Here is a 16,670-nt window from a genome sequence, read left to right as displayed (position 1 = left end):
CACTGGAACGTCGCAGTTCTTGACCTCGCTTCAGGACGGGAAACAGCCTGGCTGAGAAGCGCAGCGTGGATGACCAGATTGAGTGGCTGGACAACGACAACCTGCTCTATGGCCTCGCGGACGAGTCGCTGGAGGGCGACAGCAATATCTGGAAGCTGGGTACCGATCCGGCGTCCCAACCGTCCGTCTTCATCAAGCACGCGTGGTCGCCCAGCGTGGTTCGGTAATCTTCCACAACGATGCCGGCGTCCGCTCCTGGAGTTCGGGGGAACGGGCGCCGGCAGCTTAGGGGCGGTTGGGTTTCAGCAGGTCCGCAACAGCGTGCAGAGCAGTCCCCCGGATTGCGTTGTGGTGGGTGAGGGTGTTGGCGTGGGGCTCGGGGAAGCCGTTGCCGTACTGGTGGCTGTTGGGGTTGCCGTAGCCGTCTGTGTCTGGGCTGGTGCTGCTTGGGAGGTTCCGGTGGTCGCGAAGACAACGTCAACAAAGTAGTTTGTTGCATTCCACGAGTTGCCCGGCATCACACTGCCCGAGCCGTACCGGTAGAGGCCGTTGTTGGGTCCGGACGCCGTGAAGACTCCACTGGTCCAGGTTTGGTTGAAGAAGCCCGAGGTGTAGGAGTAGCGGCCGTTGGGTGCGCGGTAGGAAACCACGTACCGCTGGCCCGCCGTGAGCGCTACCGGCGTGGACAAGGTGGCTGTCTGCCAGCCCGTCGCCGTCTCGTTGGTGAACGTCACCTGGGCTATCCGTGTTCCCGCGGAATTCCAGAGCGAGCCCACATGCGTTCCGGAATTGCCCGTCCCCTTGTAGAAGCGGATCGCTGTTAAGTTGCCGGGCTGGGACACAGTGAAGGCCGTTCCCAGTTCAACGGGCTGCGGATCGGACGCTGCTGCCACCTGGGGAGCCAGAGACCCGAACATCGAGGACTGCTGGATAGTGGCAGCAGCAGTAGTGAACTGCCACGTGGTGGTGGGCAGGGTCTGGCCCTGTTGGGACACCACATTTGAAACAGTCGCCGTGACTGTTGCGCTCGCGGGGAGGGCCGTGGCGGGGGTGAAGACCAGCGTACGGGCGTCGGCCGACAATGCCGCGGTTCCGGCGATGGAGGACCCGTTGGTGCCCAGCGTGAACGTGGCGCCGGGACGGATTGCGCTGGAGAAGGTGATGGACGGCTTCACGTCGCCGGGTATGCCCGTGGCACCGGGTGCCGGAACCTGCTCACTGATGGTGAACGGAGGCGGGGTTACCGCGAACACCAGATCCACCAGGTAGCTCGAACTGGAGGAGGCGTTGGGGAAGTCGCTGCCGTAGGCGAAAGCGCCGGAGTCGGACGCGGTCCGGAGGGGTCCGCTGGTGAAACCCGGGCCGAAACCATTGGCCGTGTAGGAGTAGTTGCCCGTGGGTGACTTGTACGCCACCACGTACTCGACATCCGCCTGGATGGTGACGGGCTGGTTGAGCATTGCCGTTTGCCAGCCCATGGTCGATTCGTTGGCGAAAGCAACGCTGGCCAGCAGTTGGCCCGTTGCCGTGTACAGGAAGCCGGTGTGGGCTCCGGTGTTTCCGGACGACTTGTAGAACCGGATGCCGGTGACCTGGCCTTCGGTGTCGCTGGCGAACCTGACGCCGAGGGTCAGGGGAACGCCATCGTTGGCGTCCGGCGTTGCCGGTGTCACCGTGTCCTGATAGAGCGTGCAGGGGCAGGCGCCGGGTGTCCGCGGCGCAGGAACCGTGGTGAACGTCCACGTGGCATCGCTCAGTACCTGCCGCGACACAGCTGTTGCCGTGACGGTGGCCGTGTAGCTGGTAGCCGCGGCCAGTGGTGCGCTCGGCGTAAAGGTCACTTTCCTGGTGTCCGTGTTGTAGGTCGAAGTGCCGGCCACCGTGGCGCCGGCCGCCGTCTTGACGGAGAGGCTGACTCCCGTGGCTGCCTCGGACAGCACCGCGCTGACGGCGGTGTCCAACGGAACACTGGATGATCCTGGCAACGGTGTCTTGTTGGTCGGCGTGAAGGCGGGCGGCGGCACGTTGACGATCACATCCACCAGGTAGCTCGTAGAGGACCGTGAACCGGGGAAGTCGCCGCTGTAGGTGTAGGCCCCGGCGTCGGAGCCCGTCCGCAGTGGTCCTACGCTCATGCCTTGGCCGAATCCGTTGGGCGTGGCCGAATAGGTCCCGGTCAGTGACTTGTAGGACACGATGTACTCGGTGTTGGCTGCCATCTGGACCGGTTGGCTGAACATGGCGGACTGCCATCCGGAGGCAGATTCGTTGGTGAAGCTCACCGTGGCAAGCTGCTGCCCGGATGCTGTGTAAAGGGCGCCGTTGTGCGTGCCGGTGTTGCCCGCCGACTTATAGAAGCGCATACCCAGCACTTCACCGGCAGAAACGCTTGAGAACCGTACGCCGAGGGTCAGCGGAACACCTTCCCTCAGTTCCTCGATCCCGGGGGTGACGGAGTCGTTGAACAGGCTGCACGGGCACGAACCGGGAACGGGGATCGTGGCACCGGTGGTGAAGGACCACGTGCCGCCGGCCGTCACCCCGCCACCGCTGGTGTCGGTCCCGGACAGCGTTGCCGTGTACTGGGTGCTGAAGGCGAGCGCTGCTGACGGTGTGAAGGTTGCCCTGCGGGTGGCGGAGTCGTATGAGGTGGTTCCCGCCACTGGTCCGGAGCTGGAGGCGAGGTTGAGCTTCACGGACGCAGCTGCGACGGGCTTGGAGAATACCGCGCTGACGGAGGTGTTGACCGAGACACTGGAGGATGACGGCAGCGGGTTGTGCCCGGAGACGGTCATGGGACTGGTGTCCACTGTGCTGAACACCGCGTCAACGAAGTAGTTGCCGCCGTTGAAGCTGGAGGTGGGGAAGCCCTGCCCGCCTGCATAGACACCGGCGGGTTCGGCGCCGAAGCCTCCGGCCACCGTGAGGGGCGCGGCGGTGGAGCCGAAACTTGCCCATTGGAATTCCTTGACGGCGTAGTGGCCGTTGGGTGCGGTGTAGGAGACGGTGTACTTTTGTCCGGCTGCTACGGCCACGGCCTGGCTGAAGAGGACGGTTTGCCAGCCGGTGGATGTCTCGTTGGTGAAGGTGGCGGTGGCCAGGCGGCTTCCGCTGGAGTTCCACAGGGAGCCGGTGTGGGTTCCTGTGTTGGCTGCACTCTTGTAGAAACGGACTCCTGTGATGAATCCGTCCACTGTCGGGGTGAACCGCAGTCCCATCTCGTAGGATCCACCGTCGCCGGAATCCGGTTTGGCAGGAATCGTTTGTCCGAAGACGCTGTAGGGACCGTTCACTGTGAGGCTTCGGGATGTTGCGGCACCGATGTTTGCGCTGTCGTCGATCGCGCGGGCCTGGATGGCGGCGGTTGCAAATCCCTGCTGAACGTAGCTGTAGGTCCAGTTCTGTTTGCCTTGGGCTGGATGCCAGGTGGCACCGTTGTCGGTGGAAACCTCGACGCCGGCCACCACGCCGCCGGTGTCCGCTGCGGTTCCCGTGACGGTCACCTTGGCGCCATGGGCGATCGCAGTGCCGTTGGCAGGGGCCGTTATTGCGGCGGTCGGCGCAGTTTTGTCGCTGCTCGCGGTGGCTGCGACCAGGCCTGCGGCCCGGGTGGCGGGTTGTGCACCCATGTCGGCCAGGAGGTTCACCTGGGCCTGCCGCATCCGGATGTCGGCGGCCGCGCCGTCTCCGTCATGCTCCTGGTCCAGGCCCCAGGTCCATTGGACGCTGCCGGCGGAGAAGACCAGTGCGCCACTGGCCGCCCTGTAGAGGGTCACGTTGTGGGTGGTCGTGCCGGGCGCCACGGTGTTGCCGAAGTCCTGCAAATACTGGGGTACGTTGCCCGTGGTGGTGGAGAGCCGGATCAACCCGGCGGGCCTGAAGCCGTTGTCCAGGTCCTCGTTGGATTCGTACCCCACCGTATGGGGTGCCAGCGCTGCGGATGTTCCCGCCGGAAGGGACGCGAGTGAAGTGTTGCGCCACAGCCGGGTCTTGCCTTCTTCCGCGGAGACCGTTACCGGCAGGTCGGAGAAGTTGGACATGTAGAGCGTGCCGGTCAAACCGTTTTCGGGAAGTCCGCCTCCATTGCTCTGGGAGGCGAACCGTGGATCGCGCCAGGTGCCCGTCCACTGCGCCGTTGGGTCGATCTTTTCATTGGCCCAGGTTTCCTTGTAGCAGGTCAACGTCCGGCCCGCCGCGCCGTCCACGCTGGAGGGCTCGAACCGGGTCCGCCAGTACATCTCATTTCCGGAGAGGAACTGCAGGTTGACGCCGGCGTCGCGTGCCGCCGTGACATTGGCGCGCTGGGGGCCTGACCAATACTCATCGTGGCCCACAGACAGGAACACCTTGTGGTTCAGCAGTTCGGCGCCGTTGCGGTCCGCGTCCAGCCCGCTGATGTAGCTGACGTTGTAACCGTTCTGTTCCAGGAAGCGGACCATGGGGTACTCATTGGCAAAGTAGAAATCACGGCCGCCAGGGCCGCCGCGCGTTGCCATGGGCCGGTTGTAGCTGACCTTGTAGGCCCGCCCGTTGGCCCCTTGGTAGTAATCGGCGCCGCCGTAGGAGTTGTAGGCCTGCCAGGTCTGGTCCGCCGTTTGGAAGACGATGTCCGAGCGGTTGCCGTCATTGCGGACAATGAACGTGATGTGGCTCTGGCCCCCGGTGTCGGGACGCGTCAGCAAGGCAATGTAGATGCCGGAGACGGCCGTGGACGGCACCTGCCAGGTGGCTGAGACGGCCCATGTGCCGCAGTCGTACAGCTCGGTGGTGAGGTCATGGCGGCACGCCGGCTGGTTCTGCCGGAAAGCAGACGGAGTCACATCGGCAATCTTGCGGGCACCGTTGCCCCCGTACCAGCCGGTGCGGTAGATCGCGATCGTGTACGTGGAAGCGTTGGTATCGACCTTGAACTGGATGGGCTGGCCCGCGTTGACACTGATGGCCGTGGAGAAGCCCTGGATGGAGTCGTCACCGGCCCCTGAAATGTCCCATTCCGACGGCGGGCTGCCGGGTTTCGAGTTCTCGCACACCACGGGATTCACCACGGGGTCGCAGGGCCCGGCCGCCATGGCCGCAGGTGCCGTCAGGGGGAGCAAAGCGGCAACCATCGCAAGGACAAGGGGCACGAGGAAGCCCTTGAAGAGTGGTTGGGGCCGGGTGGCTGAAAGTCCGGGCATCGGAACTCCTGGGGGTATGCCATTGCAGTACGGGTCCGCGCAAACCGCCCGGTCCCTGCTTGCCGCTCCCCAGCCAGGGTCAAACCAAGATCTTCAGTTATCGCAACACGAGGGCCACAACGCCTGCGGTGCTCCAAAACCACCCCGCTTGCCCTGAAGACCATGCAAGCGAAGGCGGGATCACCGGAGTAAACCGACAAGTAACCCTTGGCAGGAGTGTAGGGGCGGGGGAAGCCACCCGCAAGGCTTTTTCGGCTCCGGATCCAAGGTTTCATTCCAAACCGCAGTAGATTTAGGGGATACAGCACCCGGGCCACCCAGGAGAACCGAAGCGCCTTGCATTTGAAAAGTTTGACCGTCCGCGGATTCAAGTCGTTTGCGTCTGCCACGACGTTCGACTTCGAACCCGGCGTCACCGCAGTGGTGGGTCCCAACGGTTCGGGCAAGTCCAACGTGGTGGACGCGCTCGCCTGGGTCATGGGGGAGCAGGGCGCCAAGACGCTCCGTGGCGGCAAAATGGAGGACGTCATCTTCGCCGGCACTTCAGGCCGGCCACCCCTGGGACGGGCCCATGTCTCGCTGACCATCGACAACACGGACAACGCCCTCCCCATCGAGTACAGCGAAGTCACCATCTCGCGGACACTGTTCCGCACAGGTGGTTCCGAGTATGCCATCAACGGCGCCCCCTGCCGGTTGCTGGACATCCAGGAGCTCCTGTCGGATTCGGGACTGGGGCGCGAGATGCACGTCATCGTCGGCCAAGGCCAGCTTGACCGCGTCCTGCATGCCACCCCGGAAGACCGCCGTGGCTTCATCGAAGAAGCTGCGGGCATCCTCAAACACCGCCGCCGCAAGGAAAAGACGGTGCGGAAGCTCGAGGCCATGCAAGCAAACCTTGCACGGCTGGGGGACCTCACGGCCGAGATCCGGAGGCAGTTGACGCCGTTGGGCAAGCAGGCCGAAATTGCCCGCCGCGCCCAGACCGTCCAGTTCGACGTCAGGGACGCCCGTGCCCGTCTCCTTGCCGATGACCTCGTCCAACTGACCACCGCCCTGGAACAGGACGTCGCAGACGAAGAGGCCCTCAGGGAACGCCGGCAGATCGTTGAGGCGGAACTGGGCAACGGGCGCAGGCGACAGGCGGAACTGGAACAGCGTGCAGCCCACGCCACGCCCCGGCTCAATGCCGCACGCGACAACTGGTACCAACTCTCCGCAGCCAGGGAACGCTTCCGCTCCCTGGGATCACTGGCCGCCGAACGGCGCCGGCTCCTTGGCTCCTCGGAGCTCCCACCGGATACCGGCCGCGACCCTGACCAGCTGGAGCGCCAGGCCGCCAGGGTCCGGGACGAGGAAGCTGCTTTGGAACACGACATCCTGGCCAAGCAGGCTGCCTTGCTTGAAGCCACGGTGGCCAAGGATTCAGCCGAAGCCCTCGCAGCGGCGGAAGACAAACGGCTTACGGCCATGCTCCGGGCGGCAGCGGACCGTCGCGAGGGGTTGGCCCGCCTGGCAGGGCAGGTCGCGGCCGCCCGGTCACGGGCAGAGGCCGCAGAAGCCGAACGTGGGCGCCTCCGCGAATCACTCACCGCCGGCAACGAACGGCGTCGCCAGGCCCAGAGTGAATTCACCGCCCTGGAAACACAGGTAGCGGGTGTTGAAGACGGCGAAGAAGGCCTGGATGCAGAATACGAGTCAGCCATGGAAGCCCTTGAAGCAGTCGTCGCGGAGATCGAAGAACTCACCGCGGCCGAACGCGATGCCCTGCGCGAGCGGGATGCCCTGACCGCCCGGAAGGATGCGCTGCAACTGGGCCTCAACCGCAAGGACGGATCCGGACGCCTGTTGTCAGCCGGCATCGACGGCCTTGTCGGTCCGCTTGCCGGCATGCTGGCCATCGAACCCGGTTTCGAGGCTGCCGTCGCAGCCGCCCTTGGCCAGGCCTCGGATGCCCTTGTCGTCTCGGACACAGCCGGCGCAGTGACAGCCCTGAACCTCCTGAAAGATGAAGACGCCGGGCGGGCAGCCTTGTTGCTCGCCCCGGAGACGGACCACCCCCGCCCGCAGGACCTGAACTTGCCTGGCGGCTGCCGCTGGACATCCGACGTCGTCAAAGTCACCGAACCGTCGGCCCAAGCCGCATTGGCGCTCCTGGCCGCCACCGCCGTCGTCGATGACCTGCAGGCCGCCGCGGCTCTGGTGGCTGAACGGCCCGAGCTCACGGCGGTCACCCGCGGCGGTGACGTCCTGACCTCCCTCACCGCCCACGGCGGGTCCGCCACCGCGCCGTCGCTGTTGGAGATCCAGGCGGAAGTTGACGACGCCGCTGCCCGTCTTCAAGAGGTAACCGGAGCACTGGAACGCGGACGTTTTGCGCTCGCAGGTGCGCGGGCACGTCGTGTGGAAGCGCAGGAGCGTGCCGATGCTGCCCTGGACCGGCTCCACGAATCGGATGCCCGGCTTGCCGCCGTCGCGGAACGGCTGGGCCACCTGAACTCGCTCCTGCGCAGCGCCGTGGGCGAAAGTGAGCGCCTTGAAGCCTCGCTCGCCCGGGCCGAAGCCAACATCGCCGAGGCGCAACTGGATCTGGAAGTAGCTGCCGAGCGCTTGGCTGCCGCCCAGGAAGCACCGGACGATGAGCCCTCCACGGACATCCGGGATGAACTGGCCGCAGAAGCGAGGTCGGCCCGGGCTGCCGAGATGGAGGCCCGCCTGGCCCTGCGGACCGCCGAGGAGCAGTTGGGGGCTGTCAGCAACAGGGCGGCCTCCCTGGAACGGGCAGCTGCCACCGAACGCCGGGCACGCGAAGAAGCTGCACGGCGGGCGCGGCGGCGGCAGGCCCAGGCGCAACGGGCGGCTGCGGTGGCAGCAGTTGTTGAACAGGCCCTGCAGTTCATCGATGTTTCGGTGGACCTGGCCGGGAGGGAGCGCGACCTCGCCGAACAGGTCCGTGAACAATTGGAGCGGGACCTGTCCGAAGTACGCTCCGGCAACGACGCGTTCGCCCGGGAGCTGGCCGATCTTACCGATTCAGTCCACAAGGATGAGTTGGCGCGGGCACAGCAGAGGCTCCGGATCGAAGCACTCGAACAGCGCGCTGTGGAAGAGCTCGGGCTTTCTGCGGAGCAACTGGTGGCCGGGTATGGACCTGACCAGCCGGTGCCCGTACCGGCGGGGCCGGGTGCGGACAAGTGGGCCGAGCTGCGCGCACCCGTGGACGAGGACGGGAACCCCATCGTCGAGGGCATCCCGTTCGTCCGTGCGGAGCAGGAGAAACGGCTGAAGAAAGCCGAACGGGAACTTGCAGCGCTGGGCAAGGTGAACCCGCTGGCTTTGGAAGAGTTCGCTGCCCTCGAGGAACGCCACCAGTTCCTCAACACCCAACTGGAAGACCTGAAGGCCAGCCGGAAGGACTTGCTGGACATCATCAAGGAAGTGGACAACCGGGTCCAGCAAGTATTCACGGAGGCCTTCGCGGACACCTCCAGGCAGTTCGACCACGTCTTTGCGCGGCTCTTCCCGGGCGGCGAAGGCAGGCTGGTCCTGACCGACCCCGAGGACATGCTGACCACAGGCATCGAGGTCGAAGCACGTCCGGCCGGAAAGAAGATCAAGCGGCTTTCGCTGCTTTCCGGCGGAGAACGTTCGCTGACGGCGGTGGCGTTGCTGGTGGCGATCTTCAAAGCCAGGCCTTCGCCCTTCTATGTCATGGACGAGGTCGAAGCCGCACTGGACGACACCAACCTGGGCCGCCTCATCACCATCTTCGAGGAGCTCCGGGAGTCCAGCCAGCTCATCGTTATTACGCACCAGAAGCGCACCATGGAAGTGGCGGATGCCCTGTACGGCGTGACGATGCGGGGAGACGGGGTGTCCACGGTCATCAGCCAACGGCTCGGTGACGGGGCATAGCTTTGTGAGAAGGTAGGGGAGTGAATGATTTCCTACCCATAATTCTGTCCATTGTGGCTGCGCTCGTCGTGGTCGGCGGGCTGGTACCGGTGCTGATGAAAGCCCGGAAAACCGGGTCACGGTACACGGGAACCCGCGATGCCAACGACCCCGTCCAGACCCCGGCGGCAGGCGGCGGAACCTTGGTGGAGGACCGGCCGGCTCCCACGCCGCCGGCCCCTCCCTTCGATGGAACTGTAGAAGAGACCGACGTCCCGGACGACGCCGCCGGCCTGGAAACCATCTCCGTTGAGACTCCCGCGCCGGTGGAAGGCCGCCTGAACCGGCTTCGCGCACGCCTGGTGAAGTCGAACAACATCCTGGGCAAGGGGCTGCTGGCCCTGCTGTCCGGCGACAAAATCGACGAAAACGTGTGGGACGAGGTCGAGGAAACCTTGCTCCTGGCGGACCTCGGCACCGAACCCACCATGCAGTTGGTCGAGTCGCTGCGTGAACGGGTCAAGGTCCTGGGGACCCGTGATCCGGAGCATGTCAAGGCCATGCTCCGTGAAGAACTCATCAAGCTCGTGGACCCCTCCATGGACCGCTCCCTGAACGTCGCCCGCCAAGGTGACCGGCCCGCCGTCGTGCTTGTTGTCGGCGTCAACGGCGTGGGCAAGACCACCACGGTGGGCAAGCTGGCGCGCGTGCTGGTGGCTGAAGACAAGGACGTGCTGCTGGGGGCGGCCGACACGTTCCGCGCCGCCGCCGCCGAGCAGTTGGCCACGTGGGGCCAGCGTGTCGGGGTCCCCACGGTCAAGTCGGACATTGACGGCGCCGACCCCGCTTCGGTGGCGTATGAAGCCGTCAAGGCGGGCATCGACCAGGAAGTGGATGTGGTCATGGTGGACACCGCCGGCCGCCTCCAGAACAAGACGGGCCTCATGGACGAGCTCGGCAAGGTCAAGCGCGTCATCGAGAAACTGGCGGAAGTGGACGAGGTCCTGCTGGTCCTGGATGCCACCACGGGGCAGAACGGCCTGAACCAGGCCCGGGTCTTCGCAGAGGTGGTCAACATCAGCGGCATCGTGCTGACCAAACTGGACGGCACCGCCAAGGGTGGCATCGTGGTGGCCATCCAGAAGAGCCTGGGCGTCCCCGTGAAGCTCATCGGTTTGGGCGAAGGTCCGGATGACCTTGCGCCGTTCGACGCCGAAGGATTCGTGGACGCCCTGCTGAACTAGCGCCGTCCGCCCGTGGACCCCAGGGGTTCACGGGCGGGCAGCCAGGCAGCTGCCGCCAGCAGGAGGATCCCGCCGGTGGCTGCGAAGGCCGGACCGTACCCCCAAAGGTCGGCAATGAGCCCGGCTACCACGGGACCAACAATGGCCCCGGTGTCGGCAGCCATCTGGAAGACAGCCAGGACCTTGCCGCCGGAGCGGCCCCTGCCGATCACATCGGCGACGGCCGCCTGCTGGGCAGGGCCCAGGAGGCCCGACCCGAAGCCCGCCACGGCGGAGGCTGCCAGCAAGGCCACGAGGTCCGTGGTGAACCCGATGAATCCGGTGGCCAGACCCGTCACCACCAGGCCAGGCAGCAGCAGCGGTTTGCGGCCCCACGCGTCGGCCAGCCGCCCGGAGAACGTCAAGGCGGCTGCGTTCCCTACAGCGAAGACGGCCAGTGCCCACGCTGCGGTTTCCGGCCGGGACTGCAGGACAGCCACCGCGAACAGTGGAATGGTGGCCATGCGGACGCCGAAGGTGGCCCAGCCATTGCTGAAGCTGGAGAAGACGGCCGCGCGGTAAGCCGAATCGGCCAGGGCCTCCTTGAGCGGCATGGGAGGGGCTGCGGCATCGTCCTGGCGTGTCACGCCCGAGCCGCTGAGCATGGTCCGCACCACCAGGGCTGCCAGCAACAGGGCAGCAGCATAGACAAGGAACGGAATCCTGAGCCCGAAGCCCGCCAACAGCCCGCCCACCACAGGACCCAGGACGCTGCCGATCAGGAACGCCGAAGCGTAGGCGCCGGACACCCTGCCGCGCCGTTCCGGCGGAGCCAGCCTGATCAGCAGGCCCATGGCAGCAACTGTAAACATCACCGAACCCGCCCCGCCCAGGCCGCGGAAGACCAACAGTTGCCAGTAATCCTGCGCAAAGGCGCACGCAGCGGTGGAGACGGCCACGATCAACAGGCCGGAGACGTAGACGTTCCGCTCCCCGAAGCGTCCGATCAATGATCCGCCGGCTGGGGCGAAGACCAACCGCATGAAAGCGAAGATGCTCACGATCACGGCAGCGGCGGTGGCGCCGACATCGAAGGTCGCGGCAAACTGCGGCAACACGGGTGCCACCAGGCCGAAGCCCAGGGCGATCAGGAAGGCAGCGGCCAACATCACCTTGATGTCGCGGGGAAGTGGTTCCTTTTCCGGCTCCACCCTCGTCGATTCAAGGGATCCGGGGGACTTGGCCATGCAGTGCTTGTCCTTCTTTTTCTGGTGGCTCGGGGCATATGTAACGCCTGAAACATACCCGTAACAACCACGATATCCACCATTTACGTTGGGGAGGTTGTTGTAACGGGCCCGCAATGTAAAACCTGCGCAGGTGAAACACAGCGGCACAAAACTCTTTAAGCAGGACGCACAAAGCGTCAGGTCAGCGGACGAACCGCAGAACTAGCAAGAGAGGAACGTGCACCATGGAACTTACCGCAGGTCACGTATGGGTCATGGTGGCGGCGGCGCTCGTGCTGTTGATGACTCCCGGTTTGGCATTCTTCTACGGCGGCATGACACGCGCCAAGGCAGCCCTGAACATGATGATGATGAGCTTCATCTCCATTGGCATCGTGGGCGTCGTCTGGGTGCTGTGGGGCGCTTCCATGAGCTCGGGCGAGGGCTTCCTGCAGATTGTCGGCAACCCCTTCGCCACGTTCGGACTTGAGGGCATTACCACCCCGGACGGCCTGATCAAGGTCGGCTACGCCGCAACGTTCGCCATCATCACCGTGGCGCTGATCAGCGGTGCCATTGCAGACCGCGCCAAGTTCGGCGCCTGGAGCCTCTTCGTGCCGGTGTGGGTCACCCTGGTGTACTGCCCCTTGGCCTACATGGTCTGGGGTGGCGGCCTGTTTGGTCCCGAAGGCGCCATCGGCCAGGCACTCGGCCCGGCCATCGACTTTGCCGGCGGAACCGTCGTGCACATCAACGCCGGCGTAGCGGCCCTCGTCCTGGTGCTCATCATCGGCAACCGCCGCGGCTTCGGCAAGGACCCCAACCACCGTCCGCACAACATTCCGTTCGTCATGCTGGGTGCAGCAGTGCTGTGGTTCGGCTGGTTCGGCTTCAACGGCGGCGCAGCAACTACTGCTGAGCAGGGCGGCCTGATCTGGATCAACACCCTCGCAGCACCGGCTGCAGCAATGCTCGGCTGGCTCATCACCGAACGTATCCGCGACGGACACCCGACCTCCCTGGGTGCCGCATCCGGTGTCGTCGCCGGCCTCGTGGCCATCACTCCGGCCTGTGCCAACGTCAGCCCTGTCGGTGCGTTGGGACTCGGCCTGGTGGCAGGCGTGGCTTCCGCCCTGGCGGTCGGCCTGAAGTTCCGCTGGGGCTTCGATGACTCCCTGGATGTTGTGGGCGTTCACCTGGTCTCCGGCGTCATCGGCACGGTGGCCCTGGGCTTCATCGCCCTTCCCACGGACGGCGTTGGTGGCGGCCTCTTCTACGGCGGCGGCTGGGCCCAGATGTGGGCACAGCTTGCAGCAGCAGGCATCGCGATCGCTTTCTCGGCCATCCTGACCGCCATCATCGCGTTCGCCATCCACAAGACCATGGGCTTCCGGGTCTCCACCGAACAGGAGAACGTGGGTGTTGACCTCAGCCTCCACGCGGAGACTGCTTACGAGTTCGGTGTGGGTGGCCACGGTGGAAGCTTCCAGCCGCTGCATGACGCGGTGACCGGCAAGGGCGACGCCCCGGCAGAAGGCAAGGCTCCGGCACAGGCCAAGGTTCCCGCAGAAGGCAAGGAGAGTGTCCAGGCATGAAACTCATCACAGCGATCGTCCGTCCCGAGAAGCTTGACGCAGTCCGGGAGGGCCTGGAGGCCTACGGAGTCCAGGGACTGACGGTCAGCGCAGCAAGCGGCTACGGCAGGCAGCGCGGCTACACCGAGGTGTACCGCGGCGCCGAGTACAACGTGGACCTGCTGCCCAAGATCCGGATCGAGGTTCTCGCTACGGACGAACAGGCCGACGACATCCTGGATGTCTTGATCGCCAGTTCCAACACCGGCCGCGCCGGTGACGGGAAAGTCTGGACCGTGGACGTATACGAGGCCGTCCGGGTCAGGACGGGGGAGCGCGGCGCAGCCGCCATCTGATCCCGGGCACGATGAACGGGCCGGGTACCGCACAGGTACCCGGCCCGTTCTGTCTTTTGGCTTACGCCCCGGGCAGGACGACGGCGGCAGGCGGCAGCGGCTTGCCTAACCCCCGAAGGCGGTCGGCCAGGACGCCGGACCCGCGCTGCCGGCGTCGTACTCCTCCAACGGGACGGCGCCCCGGGACCAGGCGTGCAGCACCGGTTCGATGATCCGCCAGCAGTCTTCCGCGGTGTCGCCGCGGACAGACAGCAGGGGGTCCCCGCCAAGGATGCCCTCCAGCACTTCGCCGTAGGGAAGCATGCCCGGGGCGTTCAGTTCGGCAAGGAGGCTCGCGCGGTCCAAGGTGAAGATGTCGCCCGGGCCGTTGACGTCCACATCCAGCTGCAGCACATCCGGCCCGAATCCAATCCGGAGCTGGTTGGGCGAATCCACGCCGGAGAACCCGACCGGCAGGTGCGGCACCGGCCGGAACGTGACGATTGCCTCCTTGCGTTTGCGGCCCATCGCCTTGCCCGAGCGCAGGATGAAAGGCACCCCTTTCCAGCGCCAGTTGTCGATGTCCACGCGGACTTCGGCGAGCGTCTCGGTCTCCTTGGCCGGATCCACGCCGGCCTCGTCGGTGTAATCGGGAACATGCCGCTCGCCAAGGGTGCCGGCCGTATAACGGGCCCGGCGGGTGGAGTCGCGGTAGGGCGCTTTGATGCTGCTGGCCCTCAGTACGGTGGCGACGGCATCCCGGAGGTCGCGTTCGTCGATGCTGGCGGGAGCGTCAATGGCCAGGAAAGCCATGATGTGCAGCAGGTGGCTCTGGATCATGTCGCGCAGGGCGCCGGCGTTGTCGTAATAGCGCGCCCGGCCTTCCAGGGCGAGATCTTCATCGAAGATGATCTCGACCTTTTCAATGTGTTCGCGGTCCCACACCGGCTCCAGGAAGCGGTTGGCGAAGCGCAGGCCCAGGATGTTCAGCACCGTCGCCTTGCCCAGGAAATGATCCACGCGGTGGATATGGTCCTCCGGCACCAATTTCACCAGTGTCCGGTTCAGGTCGCTGGCCGACGCCGTGCCCGAACCGAAGGGCTTCTCCAGGACCAGCCGGGTTCCGGGTGGAACCTGCTCCGGCCGGAGGATCTCGCACGCTTTCTGGCTGACCTGCGGGGGCAGTGCGAAGTAGACGGCCACGGGACCTTCCAACGAGGCCAGCAGTCCGGCCAGGGGGCCGTCGGCGGTCACGTCCACCTGATGGTAGACCGTGGTCGCGGCGACCGCGGCAAGGTCCCGTATTCCCTCCGGCCCCGCGGACTTCAGGGCAGCTGCGAAGGCTCCGTCAACCCGTTCCTTCCACTGGCCCGGGGTCCAGGGGTCGGACCCGGCGCCGACCAGTTTCAGGCCTGACGCCCTGCCTGTCGCCAGCAGCCCGGCCAGCCCCGGCAGCAGCAACCGTCCCGTCAGGTCTCCCGAAGCACCGAGGATGAGCAAGGTTTTCGCAGTTGTTTTGCTGGTCACTGTGCCAGCATGCCATCTTGTAGGCTCGACTTGGTACCCTAGATAGTCGTCAAGACTCCGGCGGGCCGCAGTGGCCCCATTCGCAGACCATCGAAAGAAGTGCACGGCGCGTGTTCAATTCACTCTCTGACCGCTTGACAGCAACCTTCAAGAACCTCCGCGGCAAGGGCCGCCTCACGGAGGCCGATGTCGACGCCACAGTCCGGGAGATCCGTCGTGCCCTTTTGGACGCCGACGTTGCCGTGCCGGTGGTCCGCGGGTTCACGTCCCGGATCCGCGAACGTGCCCTCGGTGCGGAAGTATCCGCTGCGCTGAACCCCAGCCAGCAGATCGTCAAGATCGTCAACGAGGAACTCGTGGAGATTCTTGGCGGCGAAACGCGGCGCATCCGCCTGGCCAAGAACGGCCCCACCATCATCATGCTGGCCGGCCTCCAGGGTGCGGGCAAGACCACCCTCGCCGGCAAGCTGTCCAAGTGGCTCAAGGCCCAGGGCCACAGCCCCCTGCTGGTCGCCTGTGACCTCCAGCGCCCCAACGCCGTAACGCAGCTCCAGGTCGTGGGCCAGCGTGCCGGCGTTCCCGTCTTCGCGCCTCATCCCGGTGCCACGTCCGAGGTGGAACACCCTGCAGGCGACCCCGTCGCCGTTGCGCAGGCCGGTGTTGCCGAGGCCCGTCAGAAGCTCCACGACGTTGTGATCGTGGACACCGCAGGACGTCTTGGCGTGGATGCCGAGATGATGGACCAGGCCCGACGCATCCGCCAGGCGATCATCCCCAACGAGGTCCTGTTCGTCATTGACGCCATGATCGGCCAGGATGCCGTGAACACGGCCATGGCTTTCGATGAGGGCGTCAACTTCACGGGTATTGTCCTGTCCAAGCTCGACGGCGATGCCCGCGGCGGTGCCGCGCTGTCTGTTGCGTCGGTTACCGGCAAGCCTGTCATGTTTGCCTCCACCGGTGAAGGGCTCGACGACTTCGAGCTGTTCCACCCGGACCGCATGGCTTCCCGCATCCTGGACATGGGCGATGTCCTCACCTTGATCGAGCAGGCGGAGAAGGCCTGGGACAAGGAAGAAGCCGCCCGGATGGCAAAGAAATTTGCCGACCAGGAAGACTTCACCCTGGACGACTTCCTGGCCCAGATGCAGCAGATCCGCAACATGGGCTCCATGAAGAAGATGCTCATGATGATGCCGGGAGCCCAGAACATCCGGCAGCAACTGGAGAACTTTGACGAGCGGGAGATCGACCGCGTCGAGGCAATCGTGCGTTCCATGACACCGCATGAGCGCGTGGCTCCCAAGATCATCAATGGTTCCCGGCGTGCCCGTATCGCCAAGGGCTCGGGCGTTCATGTTTCTGAAGTCAACGGCCTCCTGGAGCGGTTCGCCCAGGCACAGAAGATGATGAAGAAGCTCGCCCAGGGCGGCGGCATGCCGGGGATGCCGGGAATGCCTGGCCTGGGTGGCCCTGGTGGCGGGCGCAAGGGCGGCAAGAGCGCGCCGAAGAAGAAGGCGCGTTCGGGCAACCCTGCCAAAGCCGCCCAGGAACTGCGCGAGGCCGAGGCCAAGCGGGCTGCGGCCGCATCGGCGCCCACGGGGGCTGCGTTCGGCCAGGGTGCCCAGGACTTCGATCCGTCCATGCTTAACCTCCCCAAGGGCTTCGACAAGTTCCTGGGCAAGTAGGCAGCCAACCCCCGGTTGGGATG

The 16,670-nt window shown here is 65.5% G+C and carries 8 protein-coding genes; 5 read left to right on the top strand and 3 right to left on the bottom strand.

Annotated features, from left to right (window positions below; genetic code table 11):
* Positions 1-302: 302 nt before the first annotated feature.
* The gene (locus tag ACUYMZ_RS12785; RefSeq protein WP_481603688.1) at positions 303-5,177 is read right to left on the bottom strand and encodes a DUF4082 domain-containing protein; all 4,875 of its coding nucleotides are present in this window, start codon (positions 5,175-5,177) and stop codon (positions 303-305) included.
* 336 nt (positions 5,178-5,513) lie between these two features.
* Between ACUYMZ_RS12785 and smc the strand changes: the two genes are divergently transcribed.
* A complete protein-coding gene (gene smc / locus ACUYMZ_RS12780) occupies positions 5,514-9,092 on the top strand; it encodes a chromosome segregation protein SMC (protein ID WP_481603686.1) in 3,579 nt (1,192 codons plus the stop codon).
* Positions 9,093-9,112: 20 nt separating this feature from the next.
* Positions 9,113-10,315, top strand: a complete 1,203-nt coding sequence (gene ftsY, locus ACUYMZ_RS12775) for a signal recognition particle-docking protein FtsY (RefSeq protein WP_426003041.1) — start codon at positions 9,113-9,115, stop codon at positions 10,313-10,315.
* Here the strand turns inward: ftsY and ACUYMZ_RS12770 are convergent.
* The gene (locus tag ACUYMZ_RS12770; RefSeq protein ID WP_481603684.1) at positions 10,312-11,691 is read right to left on the bottom strand and encodes an MFS transporter; all 1,380 of its coding nucleotides are present in this window, start codon (positions 11,689-11,691) and stop codon (positions 10,312-10,314) included. The genes ftsY and ACUYMZ_RS12770 overlap by 4 nt on opposite strands.
* A 77-nt stretch (positions 11,692-11,768) precedes the next feature.
* On the opposite strand from ACUYMZ_RS12770, the gene ACUYMZ_RS12765 reads away from it, so the two are divergent.
* Together ACUYMZ_RS12765 and ACUYMZ_RS12760 are read left to right on the top strand one after the other, a co-directional pair.
* Positions 11,769-13,118: an ammonium transporter gene (locus tag ACUYMZ_RS12765; protein ID WP_426003037.1), complete on the top strand. Its 1,350-nt coding sequence runs from the start codon at positions 11,769-11,771 to the stop codon at positions 13,116-13,118.
* Positions 13,115-13,453 carry a P-II family nitrogen regulator gene (locus tag ACUYMZ_RS12760; protein ID WP_426003035.1) on the top strand — a complete coding sequence of 113 codons (339 nt, stop codon included), beginning with the start codon at positions 13,115-13,117 and terminating at the stop codon, positions 13,451-13,453. Before ACUYMZ_RS12765 ends, ACUYMZ_RS12760 begins: the two co-directional genes overlap by 4 nt.
* Positions 13,454-13,558: 105 nt before the next feature.
* Here ACUYMZ_RS12760 and ACUYMZ_RS12755 read toward each other — a convergent pair whose 3' ends face one another.
* Positions 13,559-14,959 (bottom strand): glucose-6-phosphate dehydrogenase, encoded by a 1,401-nt coding sequence (locus ACUYMZ_RS12755; protein ID WP_481603681.1) that lies wholly within the window; start codon positions 14,957-14,959, stop codon positions 13,559-13,561.
* 110 nt (positions 14,960-15,069) lie between these two features.
* On the opposite strand from ACUYMZ_RS12755, the gene ffh reads away from it, so the two are divergent.
* Positions 15,070-16,647, top strand: a complete 1,578-nt coding sequence (gene ffh / locus ACUYMZ_RS12750) for a signal recognition particle protein (RefSeq protein ID WP_481603679.1) — start codon at positions 15,070-15,072, stop codon at positions 16,645-16,647.
* Positions 16,648-16,670: the final 23 nt, after the last annotated feature.

It is taken from the genome of Arthrobacter sp. T572 (assembly GCF_056780115.1).
Note: the sequence above shows the minus strand (reverse complement) of the source record. Positions and strands in the feature narration are given on the sequence as shown.